The sequence below is a fragment of the Mesorhizobium sp. WSM4841 genome, assembly GCF_055811515.1.
In genome coordinates this window covers 203,727-218,242 of sequence record NZ_JBVVQC010000002.1, presented here as the reverse complement: position 1 = coordinate 218,242, position 14,516 = coordinate 203,727, and the positions used below count along the sequence as shown (strand labels likewise).

The 14,516-nt window shown below is 64.7% G+C and carries 14 protein-coding genes; 6 read left to right on the top strand and 8 right to left on the bottom strand.

The features are described 5' to 3' along the window. Nucleotides 1-35: 35 nt before the first annotated feature. Nucleotides 36-2,315, top strand: coding sequence for an NADP-dependent malic enzyme (locus AC0L14_RS03050; RefSeq protein ID WP_473484123.1), 2,280 nt, complete (start codon nt 36-38; stop codon nt 2,313-2,315). A 110-nt stretch (nt 2,316-2,425) separates the two neighbouring features. On the opposite strand, the gene AC0L14_RS03045 is transcribed toward AC0L14_RS03050, so the two are convergent. Next, nucleotides 2,426-3,418, bottom strand: coding sequence for an adenosine kinase (locus tag AC0L14_RS03045; RefSeq protein ID WP_473748609.1), 993 nt, complete (start codon nt 3,416-3,418; stop codon nt 2,426-2,428). A gap of 193 nt (nt 3,419-3,611) precedes the next feature. On the opposite strand from AC0L14_RS03045, the gene AC0L14_RS03040 reads away from it, so the two are divergent. Further along, nucleotides 3,612-4,307, top strand: coding sequence for a sulfate transporter family protein (locus AC0L14_RS03040; RefSeq protein WP_473526151.1), 696 nt, complete (start codon nt 3,612-3,614; stop codon nt 4,305-4,307). Between the two features lie 100 nt (nt 4,308-4,407). Here the strand turns inward: AC0L14_RS03040 and AC0L14_RS03035 are convergent, their stop codons facing one another. The 6 genes from AC0L14_RS03035 to AC0L14_RS03010 all read right to left on the bottom strand — a co-directional run bounded on the left by AC0L14_RS03035 (nt 4,408) and on the right by AC0L14_RS03010 (nt 8,903). Next, complete coding sequence (locus AC0L14_RS03035) at nt 4,408-5,403, bottom strand: proline racemase family protein (protein ID WP_473526150.1); 996 nt, start codon at nt 5,401-5,403, stop codon at nt 4,408-4,410. Beyond that, on the bottom strand, nt 5,400-6,203 hold the full coding sequence (locus tag AC0L14_RS03030; protein WP_473526149.1) for an isocitrate lyase/PEP mutase family protein: 804 nt from the start codon (nt 6,201-6,203) through the stop codon (nt 5,400-5,402). The genes AC0L14_RS03035 and AC0L14_RS03030 overlap by 4 nt, the downstream gene beginning before the upstream one ends. Nucleotides 6,204-6,272: 69 nt before the next feature. Further along, nucleotides 6,273-7,121, bottom strand: a complete 849-nt coding sequence (locus AC0L14_RS03025; RefSeq protein ID WP_473526148.1) for a hypothetical protein — start codon at nt 7,119-7,121, stop codon at nt 6,273-6,275. 85 nt (nt 7,122-7,206) lie between these two features. Then, nucleotides 7,207-7,863, bottom strand: a complete 657-nt coding sequence (locus AC0L14_RS03020; protein ID WP_473526147.1) for an HAD family hydrolase — start codon at nt 7,861-7,863, stop codon at nt 7,207-7,209. After that, the gene (gene dut / locus AC0L14_RS03015) at nt 7,863-8,348 is read right to left on the bottom strand and encodes a dUTP diphosphatase (RefSeq protein WP_473526146.1); all 486 of its coding nucleotides are present in this window, start codon (nt 8,346-8,348) and stop codon (nt 7,863-7,865) included. The genes AC0L14_RS03020 and dut overlap by 1 nt, the downstream gene beginning before the upstream one ends. A gap of 84 nt (nt 8,349-8,432) precedes the next feature. Next, nucleotides 8,433-8,903, bottom strand: a complete 471-nt coding sequence (locus tag AC0L14_RS03010) for an Lrp/AsnC family transcriptional regulator (RefSeq protein ID WP_473748608.1) — start codon at nt 8,901-8,903, stop codon at nt 8,433-8,435. A gap of 114 nt (nt 8,904-9,017) precedes the next feature. Between AC0L14_RS03010 and AC0L14_RS03005 the strand changes: the two genes are divergently transcribed. From AC0L14_RS03005 to AC0L14_RS02995, 3 genes are all read left to right on the top strand, one after another. Beyond that, nucleotides 9,018-9,272, top strand: coding sequence for a DUF6356 family protein (locus AC0L14_RS03005; RefSeq protein ID WP_473526246.1), 255 nt, complete (start codon nt 9,018-9,020; stop codon nt 9,270-9,272). Between the two features lie 14 nt (nt 9,273-9,286). Continuing rightward, nucleotides 9,287-10,087, top strand: coding sequence for a class II glutamine amidotransferase (locus AC0L14_RS03000; RefSeq protein WP_473748607.1), 801 nt, complete (start codon nt 9,287-9,289; stop codon nt 10,085-10,087). A 169-nt stretch (nt 10,088-10,256) separates the two neighbouring features. Next, entirely contained in the window at nt 10,257-11,630 is a 1,374-nt protein-coding gene (locus AC0L14_RS02995) for an amidase (protein WP_473748606.1), read from the top strand. Here the strand turns inward: AC0L14_RS02995 and AC0L14_RS02990 are convergent. Beyond that, the gene (locus tag AC0L14_RS02990; protein ID WP_473526142.1) at nt 11,624-12,700 is read right to left on the bottom strand and encodes an NAD(P)/FAD-dependent oxidoreductase; all 1,077 of its coding nucleotides are present in this window, start codon (nt 12,698-12,700) and stop codon (nt 11,624-11,626) included. The two genes, AC0L14_RS02995 and AC0L14_RS02990, sit on opposite strands and share 7 nt — an antisense overlap. A gap of 136 nt (nt 12,701-12,836) precedes the next feature. On the opposite strand from AC0L14_RS02990, the gene AC0L14_RS02985 reads away from it, so the two are divergent. Beyond that, nucleotides 12,837-14,429 carry a peptide chain release factor 3 gene (locus AC0L14_RS02985; protein WP_473526141.1) on the top strand — a complete coding sequence of 531 codons (1,593 nt, stop codon included), beginning with the start codon at nt 12,837-12,839 and terminating at the stop codon, nt 14,427-14,429. Nucleotides 14,430-14,516 lie beyond the last annotated feature (87 nt).

Genomic DNA, 14,516 nt, shown 5'->3' with positions numbered 1-14,516 from the left:
AAGCGGTGCCGCACGGGTGAGGAAATCGAAGCATCATGGCCAGGAAAACCGAAAACCCCGGACCCTCCGTCAGTGCGCAGGAGGCGCTGGAATTCCACGCCATGGGCCGCCCCGGCAAGCTGGAGATCGTCGCCACCAAGCCGATGGCGACGCAGCGCGATCTCAGCCTCGCCTATTCGCCGGGCGTCGCGGTTCCCGTCCTTGCCATCGCCGAGGATCCCAGCCGCGCCTTCGACTACACGGCGCGCGGCAACATGGTCGCCGTCATTTCCAACGGCACCGCCATCCTCGGCCTCGGCAATCTCGGCGCACTGGCCGCCAAGCCGGTGATGGAAGGCAAGGCGGTGTTGTTCAAGCGCTTCGCCGATGTCGATTCCATCGATCTCGAGGTCGACACCGAGGATGCCGACGAGTTCATCAATTGCGTGCGTTTCCTCGGTCCATCCTTCGGCGGCATCAATCTGGAAGACATCAAGGCGCCGGAGTGCTTTATCATCGAGCAGCGGCTGCGCGAACTGATGGACATACCGGTCTTTCATGACGACCAGCACGGCACCGCCATCATCTCAGCCGCCGGCCTGATCAACGCGCTGGAAATCACTGGCCGCGACATGAAGACCACGAAAATGGTCTGCAATGGCGCGGGCGCGGCCGGCGTCGCCTGCATCGAACTGATGAAGGCGATGGGCTTTGCGCCCGAGAACATCATCCTGTGCGACACCAAAGGCGTCGTCTTCCAGGGCCGCACCGAAGGCATGAACCAGTGGAAGTCGGCGCATGCCGTCAAGACCGACGCGCGCTCGCTGGCCGAGGCGCTGGACGGTGCCGACGTGTTCCTCGGCCTGTCCGCCAAGGGCGCGCTGACCACCAAGATGGTGAAGTCGATGGCCGAGAAGCCGATCATCTTCGCCATGGCCAACCCAGATCCGGAGATCACGCCGGAGGAAGTCGCCGAAATCCGCACCGATGCCATCATGGCCACCGGGCGTTCGGACTATCCGAACCAGGTCAACAACGTGCTCGGCTTCCCCTACATCTTCCGCGGCGCGCTGGACGTACGGGCCACCACCATCAATGACGACATGAAGATCGCCGCGGCGCGGGCTCTCGCCGAACTGGCGCGCCAGGACGTGCCCGACGACGTCGCCGCCGCCTACCAGGGCATGCGGCCGAAATTCGGCCCCAACTACATCATCCCGGTGCCGTTCGATCCGCGCCTGATCTCGGCCATTCCGATCGCGGTCGCCAAGGCAGCGATGGAGTCCGGCGTCGCGCGCAAGCCGATCCTCGACCTCGACCGCTACGCGCAGGAGCTTTCCGCCCGCCGCGATCCGATCGCCTCGACGCTGCAGCGCATCTACGACCGCGTGCGCCGCCAGCCCAAGCGCATCGTCTTCGCCGAGGGCGAGGAGGAGCAGGTGATGCGCGCCGCCGTCTCCTATGTGAACCAGCGGCTCGGCACCGCCATCCTGCTCGGTCGCGACGACATCATCAAGGAGAATGCCAGGAACGCCGGCATCGAGCTTGGCAAGCAAGGCATCGAGATCATCAATGCCAGGCTGTCGCGCCGCAATGGCGTCTACACCGACTATTTGTACGAGCGCATGCAGCGCAAGGGCTTCCTGTTCCGCGACTGCCAGCGTCTGATCAACAACGACCGCAACCATTTCGCCGCCTGCATGGTGGCGCTGGGCGACGCCGACGGCATCGTCACAGGCGTCACCCGCAACTATTCCACGGCGCTCGACGACATCCGCCGTGCCATCGACGCCAAGCCCGGCCACCGCGTCATCGGCGCCTCGATCGTGCTGGCGCGGGGCCGAACCGTGATTGTCGCCGACACCGCCGTGCACGACATGCCCAATGCCGAACAGATCGCCGACATCGCCGAGGAAGCCGCCGGCTTTGCCCGCCGCATGGGTTATGAACCAAGGCTCGCTATGCTTGCCTATTCCACCTTCGGCCATCCGCAGGGTGAGCGCTCCGAGCGCGTCCAGGAAGCGGTGCGCATCCTCGACAAGCGGCGCGTCGATTTCGAGTATGACGGCGAGATGGCCGCCGACGTGGCGCTCAACGCGCGCGCCATGGCGCAATACCCGTTCATTCGGCTCACCGGGCCGGCCAATGTGCTGATCATGCCGGCCTTCCACTCGGCCTCGATCTCGACCAAAATGCTGCAGGAACTCGGCGGCTCGACCGTCATCGGCCCGCTGCTGGTCGGCTTGGACAAGCCGGTTCAGATCGTCTCGCTCAACGCCAAGGACAGCGATATCGTCAACATGGCGGCCATCGCCGCGTACACGGCGGGGGCGTGAGGAGCGAGCGCCTCTTCCTTCTCCCCTTGTGGGAGAAGGTGGCCGAGCGAAGCTCGGTCGGATGAGGGGTGCTCCAGCCCACAAGGGGAGAAGGAAGACGTGCCGCCTCCCTACAGCAGGCCTGCCTGCTCAGCCTCGTGGCGCAAATTCTGCCTCGGCCTTGGCCCGATCTGCTGGATGACCAGCCCGGCTGCCAGCGAGCCGAGATCGCCGCAATGCTTCAGGCTGCGCCGTTGCGTGTAGCCGTAGAGGAAACCGGCGGCATAGAGGTCGCCAGCGCCGGTGGTGTCGACCAGCTCCCGGATTTTGGTCGCGTCGACGGTGACGGTCTCGTCGCCGCGCACGATGACCGAGCCCATTTCCGAGCGCGTGACGGCCGCGATCTTGCAGTCCTTGCGGATCTGGGCCAGCGCCTCGTCGAACGAGGCGGTCTGGTAGAGCGATTTGATCTCGTGGCTGTTGGCAAAGACGATGTCGACGGTGCCCGAGCGCATTAGGTCCAGAAACTCCTCGCGGTAGCGGTCGACGCAGAACGAATCCGACAATGTCATCGACACTTCGCGCCCGGCGGCATGCGCGAGCTTGGCCGTCTGCCGGATCGCTTCCTTGGCGCGCGGCGGGTCCCACAGATATCCTTCGAAATAGGTGACCGCCGCACCGGACGCCTTGTCGGCCTCGACATCTTCCGGCCCGAGCTCGATGCAGGCGCCGAGATAGGTGTTCATCGAGCGCTCGCCGTCTGGGGTAACGAAGATCATCGAGCGCGCCGTCGGTGGCTCGCCATTGAGCGGCTTGGTGTCAAAGGCGACGCCCTGCGCATGGATGTCATGGGCGTAGATTTCGCCGAGCGCATCGTTCGAGACCTTGCCGAAGAAGGCGGCGCGTCCGCCGAAGCTGGCGACGCCCGCCGCCGTGTTGCCGGCGCTGCCGCCGGAGGCTTCGATCGCCGGGCCCATGCGGCTGTAGAGCAACTCGGCGCGCCTCGTGTCGATCAGGTTCATCGCGCCCTTGATGATGCCGTTCGTCTCCAGGAATGCCTCGTCGCACTGCGCGATGATGTCGACGATGGCATTACCGATACAAAGCACGTCATAGTTCGGCATCAATGATGTCTCCGCGAAAACCACCGGCTTTCTGGCACGCCGGCCGCGGGCGGGTCTAGCGATTTGATGCGGCTTTGCCTAGGGTCGGATCGATTAATCTGTCGAACGGCAGATGCACCGCATCGCGCTGTGCGCCTGTCCTTGCCCTGTCTCCGCCTGCCTCGGAGATACCAGCCATGGAATTGGAAACGCCGTGATCTCTAGCGCCGTCCGCGCCGCCGCCAGCCGGTTGTTCTCGCCCGAATTCCGCTCGGTGTTCGTGAAGACGCTGGGCCTGACCTTGCTGGCGCTCGCCGCGCTGTGGTTCGCAATCGAGGGCCTGTTCGAATGGCTGGCCTGGCCATGGATCGACGCATGGCTGCCCAGCCTGCCGTCCTGGGCCGGATGGCTGGGCGTCATCGTCGCCGGGATCGGTCTCGCGCTGGGTCTGGCGCTGCTGATCGCGCCGGTGACGGCGATCATCGCCGGCCTGTTTCTCGACGACGTCGCCGAAGTGGTCGAGCGCACCGACTATCCCAACGACCCGCCCGGCCGCGCCATGCCGGCACTGCGCTCGATGGTGCTGGCGATAAGATTCTTCGGTGTCGTCATCCTCGGCAACATCGTCGCCTTGCTGCTTCTGCTGGTGCCGGGCATCAACATCGCCGCCTTCTTCATCGTCAACGGCTATCTGCTGGGACGCGAATTCTTCGAATTCGCCGCTATGCGCTTTCGCCCGGAGGCCGAGGCACGGGCGTTGCGCAAAAAACATGCCGTCACCGTGTTCCTCGCCGGGCTGGTTGTCGCTGGCTTCCTCGCCGTGCCGCTGCTCAACCTTCTGACGCCGCTGTTCGCCGCCGCCATGATGGTGCACCTGCACAAGGCGATCTCGGCGCGGGAAGCGGCTTAGGAGTGCTGATGCTCAGGTGATGCCGGGGTGCGAATGGCGGTGTCCGGTGCTTCCGGTACGCACCCAAACGTTACGCTCCGTTTCGTTTGTGGGCCCGGCGCTAGCGTAAGAGAAAACCGCGTCCCAGTTCGTCGTCGGGTTCGACGATGAATTCGGCCCGGCCGCAGTAGAAGGCGCGGCCGCCGACACGGGCGATGATGGCGTCATGCGGCCCGGCTTTCGCGATCCTCGCCACGCTGCCGGAAAAGCGCGAGCCGGCGATACTCTCGAACAGCCGCGTCTGGCCGGCGATTTCGCCCTTGGCATGCATTGCCGCCAGCCGCGCTGTGACGCCGGATCCGGTCGGCGAGCGGTCGACCTCGGCCTCGGCGAAGACGCAGATGTTCTTGGTCGGGCTATCGGAGAATACGTCCTGTCCGTCGGTCAGGATGGTGCCGTAGAGAAAGGCAAGGTCGGCATGGTCGGGATGCGACAGCGGGAATTCCTTCTTCAGCTTCTCCGTCAGCGCCGTCGCCGCATCGACGAAGTCGCGCACGCGGTTTTTGCCGAATTCCAGCCCGAACTGGCGGCAATCGGCGAGCGCATAGAAGGCGCCGCCATAGGCGATGTCGAAGCCGATCGCCCCGAAGCCCGGCAATTCGACCTCCTGATCGCGGGCGAACAGAAAGGCCGGCACGCTTTCGAACGACACCGCACCGGCCTTGCCGTCCTGCACCTCGACCGAGGCGACGACCAGCCCGCACGGCGCTTCGATGTTGACTGTAGTCAGCGGCTCCTGCCGCGCCACCAGCCCTTCGTCGACGGCGTAGCGGCCGAGCGCGACGATGGCGTGGCCGCACATCGTCGAATAGCCCTCATTGTGCATGAACAGCACCGCGAGGTCGGCGCCGGGCAGGTCGGGTTCCACCAGCAGCGCGCCATACATGTCGTAATGGCCGCGCGGCTCGAACATCAGGATCTTCCTGAGATGATCGAGGTGGTCGCGCACATAGGCACGCTTTTCGAGAATGGTGCCTGCGGGGATCTTGGGATAACCGCCGGTGACGATCCGCAGCGGCTCGCCGCCGGTGTGCATGTCGACGACGGTGAGCGTCATGCTTTGGGTTCGGCAAACAGCGCCTGCAGCTTGCCGAATGGCATGGCGGTGCGGGTGAAGCCGAAGGTGCCGTCCTGCTGGATCTCGCGCGCCGCCGTCTCCAGCATGCCGAAGGCGAAATTGGTGAGCCAGGGCCCGAGCGAAATGCGCTTGACCCCCGCCAGGGCAAGATCGGCGATAGTGAAGCCGGGCCTCACCATGACGTTGACCGGCTTGGTCAGCGCCGAGCAGACGGTCTGCACCGTCTCGATGTCACTGATGCCCGGCGCATAGAGCACGTCGGCGCCGGCCTTCTCGAAGGCCTGCAGCCGCTTGATCGTGTCGTCGATGTCGGGCCTGCCCCACAGGAAATTCTCGGCCCGCGCGGTGAAGACGAAGTCGTGCTTCAGCGCCCGTGCCGCCTCCGCTGCAGCGGCGACGCGCTCGACAGCATGCGAAAAATCGTAGATCGGCTTGTCGGGCTCGCCGGTGTGGTCCTCGATCGAGCAGCCGGCGAGGCCTGCCGCCTCGGCTGCAAAGACGGTCTCGGCGGCGCTCGTCGCGCTGTCGCCCTTGCCCTTCTCGAGATCGGCCGAGACCGGCAGGCCGGTCGCCGCCGTCACGTCGCGGCAGTGGTGGATCATCGCCTCGAAGGTCACCGCGCCGTCGGGCAGCCCGCGCGAAAAGGCAAAGCCGGCGCTGGTCGTCGCCAACGCCTTGAAACCGAAGGAGGCCAGCAGTTTCGTCGTGCCGACGTCCCAGGGGTTGGGCATGACGAAGATCGAACTGTGCAGGTCGCGAAAGATTTTGCCCTTGTCCATGGATGCTCCCCAGAGTGCGAAGCGCATTTTATCCCGCCACTGCCCGACGGGCAAACGAATGCGATTGGTTCAGAAGCGATTGGCGTTCTCTCCTGCCAATTTGTCCAATGCGTCGGACCCCTTGACGTATGCGGTCCCGTCCCAATGGTAGGTGGCGGAGATGTCGCGCGAGGAAGCCTCGGGCGCCGGATCGTCGCAGCTTTCGCCATTCGGCACGGTGGCATCGGTCACCGTCGCCTTGATGGCCGCATAGGGCTGGCCGTCCGCAACGGTCTGAAAGGTCAATTCTTGCGTGCGCTTGTAGGCGCACAGCGACTCGTCGAACGTATAGATCATGTCGATCAGTTCGAACCTGTCGTCGCGGACCAGGATCAGGGGCGTGCTCATATAGCCCTGGCTCGAATTGAAATGCGTGCTCAGGGTGATGATCGCGTCATCACCGGGCCCGATCGGCAGCTTGCCCGGATCGCGGAAAGAGTTGCTTCGGTCGACGGCGACATTGACAGCGTCGAGCAGTCTCGGCTTGCCGGCAAGATCGTAGAGCGCCAGCACCGCGAAACCCTCGGCGCTGTCGGAGGAGCTGCCGAGGTCGAACAGCATGGCCAGCCGATCCTTGCCGCCGGCCTTGATGTCCAGCGCGGCGGCGTTGGAAAGGCCCGACGTTTCGGGCGGCGAGCCACCGCTATCCGGACCCTCGATATGGCGCATCTCGATCGGCATAGAACCCCGGTAGAAGCCGTCCTTGTCCGCCGCCAGATCGGGAATGACCATCCTGGCGAGGTCGAAATAGGTCGTGTCCTGGTGGCCGGGAACGGCGCTGCCAAGGTCCGGGAAGCTGCCGTCTTGCGCGCCGGCCGTCGTCCACAGGCACGGCAGCAGCAAACAGGCGAGGACGAAGCGAAGCAGGATGGAATTCATACGCTGGCGCCTCCCACGGTCGAGCGTCCGCAAGCTAGCACGGACGACCGAGGCGTACAGCCGGATAACAAGCCTGAAGATTAGATCAGTGGATCGGCACCAGCCCGGCAAGTTCGCGCATGTCGTCGAACAAGATGCCGCCGGCCTCGGTCAGGCCGTCGCGGTCGGAATGCGGGTCGCCGTGATAGGAATAAACGCGCATGCCGGCGGTAATGCCGGCTAATGTCCCGGCGACGCTGTCCTCGATGACGATGCAGTCGGCGGGCGCGAAGCCCATCGTGCCTGCGGCATGCAGGAACAGGTCGGGAAACGGCTTGCCGCGCGAGACCATGGTCGAGCTGAACAGCGCATGCTCGAACAGCGGCAGCAGCCCGGTCTGGCCGAGCGTGATGTGCATTTTAGACACCCGTGCCGATGAAGCGACGCAAGTTGCGATGCCGGCCGCGTGCACGGCTTCGATGAACTCCCTGACATAGGGGACGGCTTCGACGCCATGCGCGAACAGGTCCGGCAGGCCGGCGTTCCAGCGTTCGACGAAATCGGCGCCGAGGCTGACGCCGGTCGCCTCGACTTCCTTCTGCACCGAGACCATGCTGCGGCCAGAGAAATTCTTGCGGCAATATTCGAAGCTCGCCGGATAGCCGGCAGCGCTGAGCCATTCGGCAAGGCGCCGATTGGCCAGGTTCTCGGTGTCGACCAGAACCCCGTCGCAATCGAAGATGACGAGCTTGGGTAGGGACATCAGGCCGTGCCGGTCGATCCGAAGCCGCCGGAGCCACGTGCCGTGCCGCCGGCCAAGGTGCGCTCCTCGACCGTCGCCTGCGTCACCGGGGCGAAGACGATCTGGGCGATCCGCATGCCACGCGTCACCGCGAAATCCTCGTCGCCGAGATTGATCAACAGCACCTTGACCTCGCCGCGATAGTCGCTGTCGATGGTGCCCGGTGTGTTGAGACAGGTGAGGCCGTGCTTGAAGGCGAGGCCTGAACGCGGCCGGACTTGGCCTTCCACGCCCTCCGGGATCTCCAGGATCAGCCCGGTCGGTACCAGCGCGCGTTTTCCCGGCAGGATCAGCAGCGGCCGGTCGTCCGGCACCGCGGCGCGCAGATCCATGCCGGCGGCGCCCGTGCTTTCGTAGGCGGGAAGCGGCAGGCCTTCACCATGCGGCAACCTGACGAAGCCGACGGCCGGACCGATGACAGAGGAAGTGTAGAGTGCTGCGCGCATGAGGCTGATCCTATCGCTGTCAACGCCGATTCGGTCAACTCGGCGGCTAGGCTATCAACGGCTTTCTTTCAGCGCAGTTCCGCTTCAGCGCAGTTCGATGGGAACGACCGTCGTCTCCTTGATCTCCTCCATGACGAAGGAGGCCGAAACGTCTGACAGCGCCACCTTGGCGATCAGCCGTTGATAGAGCCGGTCATAAGCCTTCACATCGGCGACGCGGGCACGCAAGACATAATCGAGGTCGCCGGACATGCGGTAGACGCCGGTGATCTCGGGAAAGCCGCTCACTGCCGCCCGGAATTTTTGCAGCCAGTCCGGATCGTGGTTGGAGGTCCGGACCAGGATGAACACCGAGAGGCCGAGTCCAAGTTTGTCGGCATCGACCAGCGCCACCCGGCCGGTGATGACGCCGTCTTCTTCCAGCCGCTTCACCCGGCGCCAGCAGGCGTTGCGCGACAGCGACACTCTTTCCGACAATTGGTCGACCGACAATGTGCCGTCGCGTTGCAACTCGGCCAGCAATCTTCGGTCGATCTCATCGATTTCCCGCGGCATGTGGGATGTTTGTCCCAATAATTGGCCAAACACAAGGATGATTTGGGACCAATGAACCAAAAGCTCGTGCCAGAATACTCAGCATCGGGGCTTGTCCCGGTAGGAGGGATCACCATGACGACACGGCTTGCAAGGCTCTTTACCTCTCACCCGGCCAAGGTGGGCGAGACCTATTTCAGCCATATGGCCTTCGCGGCGTGGTTCTGCTCGCGCCTGTTCATGGCGGCGTTCGCCGCGCTCATTCACGCTTTCTTGCCGTTTGTGTTTGAGACTACGGCCAGCCGAATCGTTCGCGAGCTCTATGAGCGCACGCACAGCAGAGGCACACACCCAATCAAGGAGCCTGCGGCTCGCATGGATCGCGCCTGAGGGAAGATTAAGCGATGTGCCGGTGGGCGGCCTATCTTGGCGAAGCGGTCTTTCTCGAAGACATCGTCACGGCACCCTGCCATTCGCTGATCGCCCAGAGCCATTGCGCCCAGGAAGCCAAGTCGCCGACCAATGGCGATGGCTTTGGTCTCGCCTGGTACGGTGATCGGCGCGAACCGGGTCTCTATCGCGACATTCTGCCGGCCTGGTCCGATCCCAATCTGAAGAGCCTGTGCCGGCAGATCAAATCCGGCCTGTTTCTCGCCCATGTGCGCGCCTCGACCGGCGGCGCCACCAGCCGCATGAACTGTCATCCCTTCACTGCCGGCCGCTGGTCGTTCATGCACAACGGCCAGATCGGCGGCTTCGAAAGAATCCGCCGCGCGCTGGAAAATTCGCTCTCTGACGCTGGCTTCGCCCAGCGCGAAGGCACCACCGATTCCGAACTCTTCTTTCTCCTGATGATCGACGAAGGTCTGGCGGGCGATCCGCAAGGCGCGGTGTCGCGCGCTACGGCGCGGGTGATCGATGCCTCGCGCCGCGCCGGCTTCGAACCGGCACTGAGACTTACCGCCGCCCTGTCGGACGGCGAATCGCTCCATGCGGTGCGCTATGCGACCGATGCCCACGCGCCGACGCTCTACACCTCCGTCTTCCGCAATGGCGGCGGGCGATGTCTTATGTCGGAGCCTTTCGACCGTGATGGCGGCGACTGGCAGCCGATCCCGCCCTCTAGCTTCGTCACCATCACCAGAGACGGCGTGACCATTCGTCCGTTTGCGCCCGAGCCGGCAAGGCTGGCGCTGGCCGTGTAGATCCCTCGCTATCGCGGCAATATCGCGCGACGGCGCCGACCTCAGCAGACCCTCGCAGCGCAATTCCGATCAAGCAACACCGGTCCTCGAATGCTGAACTCGGCTTGAAGACGCGCCGTAGCCCGCCATTTGGTGAGGCTGGCGCCGCTAGCAAGCCGGAGCATTGGTCATGAACCTCGTCTTTTCCTCCACCAGAGAATTGGCTGCCGCAATCCGCGACCGCAAGATTTCCGCCGTGGAAGCGCTGGACGCGCATTTGGCTGAGATCGACAGGCACAATGAGGCGGTCAACGCGGTCGTCACGCTCGACAGGGAAGGGGCTCGCACTCGAGCGAAGAAGGCCGACGAAGCGCAGGCGCGCGGCGACGCTCTTGGGCCGCTGCACGGCGTGCCGTTCACGCTGAAGGACACGCACGAAACACTTGGGATGAAAACCACGGTTGGCTTCCCGCCCTTCGCCGACTATGTCGCACGGCAGGACAGCCCGGTCGTTCTCAGGTTGAAGGCGGCCGGCGGCGTGCTGGTCGGCAAGACAAATGTCGCAACGATGCTGGTCGACTGGCAGTCGAACAATCCGCTGTTCGGCCGCACCAATAATCCATGGGATCTCTCGCGCACCGCCGGCGGTTCCAGCGGGGGAGCGGCGGCAGCACTTTGCGCGGGCATGACACCATTCGAGATCGGCACCGACATGCAGGATTCGATCCGCCTGCCTGCAGCCTTTTGTGGCATCTACGGCCTCAAGCCGACCGAGCATCGCGTCTCCCTGGCCGGCGCCTTTCCCGATCCCGCCGATGCGCCGCGCAGCGTGCGGCTGATGTCCTGTATCGGTCCGCTGGCCCGCAACGTCGAAGATCTGGCGCTGATCCTGGGGATCATAGCAGGGCCGGATGGCAGCGACACCGATCTTGCGCCGGTGCCTGTCGAGGGCCCGCCGGAGGTTGATCCCAAGACCCTGCGCATCGCTTTCGCGCCGGCCTTTCCGGGCTTTCCGGTAGCCGGCGAGATCAGGGCCGCGGTCGAAAGTCTGGCCGAGCAACTCAAGTCTGCGGGGGCAGCCGTCGAGGAGGCAAGACTGCCGACGCTCGACCTGCATGACGATCTGACGCAAGGCGGCGCGCTGATCGGCATGATGCTAGAGGCTGCGCAGCCGGAGCCGCCAGAAGAACCGACACCGGTCTCGCGCTGGTTCGAGGCGCTCGCCCGCCGCGACCAGTCAATCCTTGCCTGGGACCGGTTTTTCGAAGGTTGCGATGTCTTGCTTTGCCCCGTCGCCATGACCACGGCCTTTCCGCATTGCGAGCCGGGAACACCGATCAAGGTCGATGACAGGGAGCAGAGCTACTGGCTGCTGCCGGCCTACGGCGCGGTGTTCAACTATAGCGGCCATCCGGCACTGTCGCTGCCCTGCGGGCAGGACCGCGACGGCCTGCCCATCGGCCTGCAACTGGTCGGCCGCCGCTGGTCCGAATCGCGGCTGCTTGGCATCGCCAAGGCGATGGCGCCGCTGACCGGCGGCTTTCGCCGGCCGCCAGATTATTGAGCAAACCGCGTCAGCCCATAAGGCTCAAGCAGCGGGTCGCGCGCGTCGTCGAGGATTTCCCGGGCGGCGAACAGGCCGACCGCAGGCGCCAGCGTGATGCCGGAATGCATGACCGCGACATAGAGGCCGCCCACGCCTTGAGCCCGCCCGATGATCGGAAAGCCGTCGATCGGCGTCGGCCGGTAGCCGACGGTGCGGAAATCCAGTTCCAGCCCGCCGGCGTCGCGCAGCATGCTCTTCATCGCCGCATACAGCTCGCGGGCGGTGGCTTCGGCATCCAAGCCCGGATCGGCGCCGCCGAAATCCGAACCGGCGATGATGCGGCCCTCGGCAGTCTGGCGCATATGCAGCCGATCGCCGATCACCAGGCCGTTGAGCAGCCTTTCGTAGGGGCGTGAGTGGACGATCAGGCCGGGCGGCGTCTCGATCGGCAGTTTTATCCCGGCCGTCGCAGCGATTGCCGGAGAGCCGGCGCCGGCCGCGATCACCACCTCGTCGGCGGCAATCCGTCCGCCTGACGTATCCACGCCGGTAATCCTACCATTGGTCTGTATCAGCGCGGTGACTGTCGTGCCGGTCATCACCCGCGCGCCAAGCCGCTCGGCGTCGGCCAGCAGCGTCTGCGTGGCCGCGACCGGCTCGGCCACGCCCTCCTCAGCGACGTGAAGGGCGAAATCGGGAAGCTCGGTCAAATTGGGTTCTATACGTGCGGCTCCCACGCGGTCGACGCGCTCGATGCCGTAGCCCCAGGCAGAATGCTCGACGGCATAGGCCTCCAACTTGGCCGGCGGCAGGTCCCAGCACAGGCCGCCGCACCATTCCAACGGAATGTCGGGCACGTCATGCGCAAGCCGCGTCCATTCGGCCATCGAACGGGTGCGCAGCCGGAAATACGCTTCTGGATTGCCCCAACTGGCATTGATCCAGGCAAAGGAATTCGGCGTCGCGACGCCGCCGGCGCCGCTGTCGGCAATGACCGTCACCTTCGCGCCGGCCTTCGCCAGATGCCAGGCGATGGACGCGCCGATGATGCCGGCGCCGACGACGATGACTTGCTTGGCTGCGCTCATCGATGGTCCTTTGTCGAATCGGGTCTTCTGATGTCGTTGCGGCAACCCTATCTCAAGACCGGGCAACTGCCCAAAACTGTTCGACAGGCCACAAAAGCGCTGCTAGAAGCCCGCGCACCACATGGGATTCCATAAATTGGCTGAAGACATCACGAACGCGGTGGCGCGCCGCCGCACTTTCGCGATCATCGCGCATCCGGACGCCGGCAAGACGACCCTGACCGAAAAGCTGCTGCTGTTCGGCGGCGCCATCCAGCTTGCCGGCGAGGTCAAGGCCAAGAAGGATCGCATCCAGACCCGGTCGGACTGGATGAAGATCGAGCGCGAGCGCGGCATCTCGGTCGTCACCTCGGTGATGACCTTCGAGTATGAGGACAATGTCTTCAATTTGCTCGACACGCCCGGCCACGAGGATTTCGCCGACGATACCTATCGCACGCTGTCGGCGGTCGACGCGGCGGTCATGGTCATCGACGCCGCCAAGGGCATCGAGCCGCGCACGCTAAAACTGTTCGAGGTCTGCCGGCTGCGCGATATCCCGATCATCACCTTCGTCAACAAGATGGACCGCGAAAGCCGCGACCCGTTCGAGATCCTCGACGAGATCGAGCAGAAGCTGGCGTTGGACACCGCGCCGATCACCTGGCCGATCGGCCGCGGCAAAACCTTTTCCGGCACCTACCACCTGGCGCTGAACGCCGTGCGAAAGGGCGACGCGGAGAAGGAACGCACGCCGGTCAATGGTCCCGATTCCAACCGCGTCGCCGGGCTGTTGCCGGAGAACGAGCGCGAAGCCTTCATCGAGGAGCTCGAGCTGGCGCGCGAAGCCTGCCGTCCGCTCGACATCGACTCGTTTCGCGAGGGCCATCTGACGCCGGTCTATTTCGGCTCGGCGCTGCGCAATTACGGCGTGCGCGACCTGATCGAAGCGCTTGGCGCCTACGGGCCGCCGCCGCGCGCGCAGGACGCCGACACCCGCAAGGTCGAGGCGACCGAGGACAAGATGACCTCCTTCGTCTTCAAGATCCAGGCCAATATGGACCCCAACCACCGCGACCGTATCGCCTTCGTCCGCGTCTGCTCGGGCAAGCTCGAGCGCGGCATGAAAGCCAAACTGGTGCGCACGGGAAAGCCGATGAGCCTGTCGGCGCCGCAATTCTTCTTCGCCCGCACCCGCGTCACTGCCGACGAGGCCTTTGCCGGCGACGTCGTCGGCATCCCCAACCACGGCACGCTGCGCATCGGCGACACACTGACCGAGGGCGAGGAGATACTTTTCCGCGGCGTGCCGAATTTCGCGCCGGAAATCCTGCGCCGCGTCCGCCTCGGCGACGCGATGAAGGCCAAGAAGCTGAAGGAAGCGCTGCACCAGATGGCCGAGGAAGGCGTCGTGCAATTGTTTTCGCCGGAGGACGGTTCACCGGCCATCGTCGGCGTCGTCGGCGCGCTGCAACTCGACGTGCTGAAGGAACGGCTGAGCATCGAGTACACGCTGCCCGTCGATTTCGAGATGTCGCGCTTTTCGGTCTGTCGCTGGATATCGGCTGACGACAAGGCCGAGATGCATCGCTTCATCGAGGCGCATCGCGGCGACATTGCCCGCGACCTCGACCACGATCCGGTGTTCCTGGCCCAGCACGCCTTTTCGCTCAACTACGAGGCCGAACGCTGGAAGGCGATCCGCTTCGCCGCGGTCAAGGATTATCAGGTCCGCGACAAGGCGGCTTGAGCTGCGGCCCTCCCTTCCCCCCTTGTGGGGGAAGGTGGATCGGCGCGCAGCGCCGAGACGGAAGAGGGGTGTTGGAAGAAACTCGGC

Coding starts and splice junctions, on each gene's coding strand:
- AC0L14_RS03020 (WP_473526147.1), bottom strand. CDS start 7,863: ATGTCCCTACCCAAGCTCGTCATCTTCGATTGCGACGGGGTTCTGGTC.
- AC0L14_RS03010 (WP_473748608.1), bottom strand. CDS start 8,903: ATGCCGCGGGAAATCGATGAGATCGACCGAAGATTGCTGGCCGAGTTG.
- dut (WP_473526146.1), bottom strand. CDS start 8,348: ATGCGCGCAGCACTCTACACTTCCTCTGTCATCGGTCCGGCCGTCGGC.
- AC0L14_RS03030 (WP_473526149.1), bottom strand. CDS start 6,203: ATGGACAAGGGCAAAATCTTTCGCGACCTGCACAGTTCGATCTTCGTC.
- AC0L14_RS03050 (WP_473484123.1), top strand. CDS start 36: ATGGCCAGGAAAACCGAAAACCCCGGACCCTCCGTCAGTGCGCAGGAG.
- AC0L14_RS02990 (WP_473526142.1), bottom strand. CDS start 12,700: ATGAGCGCAGCCAAGCAAGTCATCGTCGTCGGCGCCGGCATCATCGGC.
- AC0L14_RS03045 (WP_473748609.1), bottom strand. CDS start 3,418: ATGCCGAACTATGACGTGCTTTGTATCGGTAATGCCATCGTCGACATC.
- AC0L14_RS02995 (WP_473748606.1), top strand. CDS start 10,257: ATGAACCTCGTCTTTTCCTCCACCAGAGAATTGGCTGCCGCAATCCGC.
- AC0L14_RS03000 (WP_473748607.1), top strand. CDS start 9,287: ATGTGCCGGTGGGCGGCCTATCTTGGCGAAGCGGTCTTTCTCGAAGAC.
- AC0L14_RS03035 (WP_473526150.1), bottom strand. CDS start 5,403: ATGACGCTCACCGTCGTCGACATGCACACCGGCGGCGAGCCGCTGCGG.
- AC0L14_RS03005 (WP_473526246.1), top strand. CDS start 9,018: ATGACGACACGGCTTGCAAGGCTCTTTACCTCTCACCCGGCCAAGGTG.
- AC0L14_RS03025 (WP_473526148.1), bottom strand. CDS start 7,121: ATGAATTCCATCCTGCTTCGCTTCGTCCTCGCCTGTTTGCTGCTGCCG.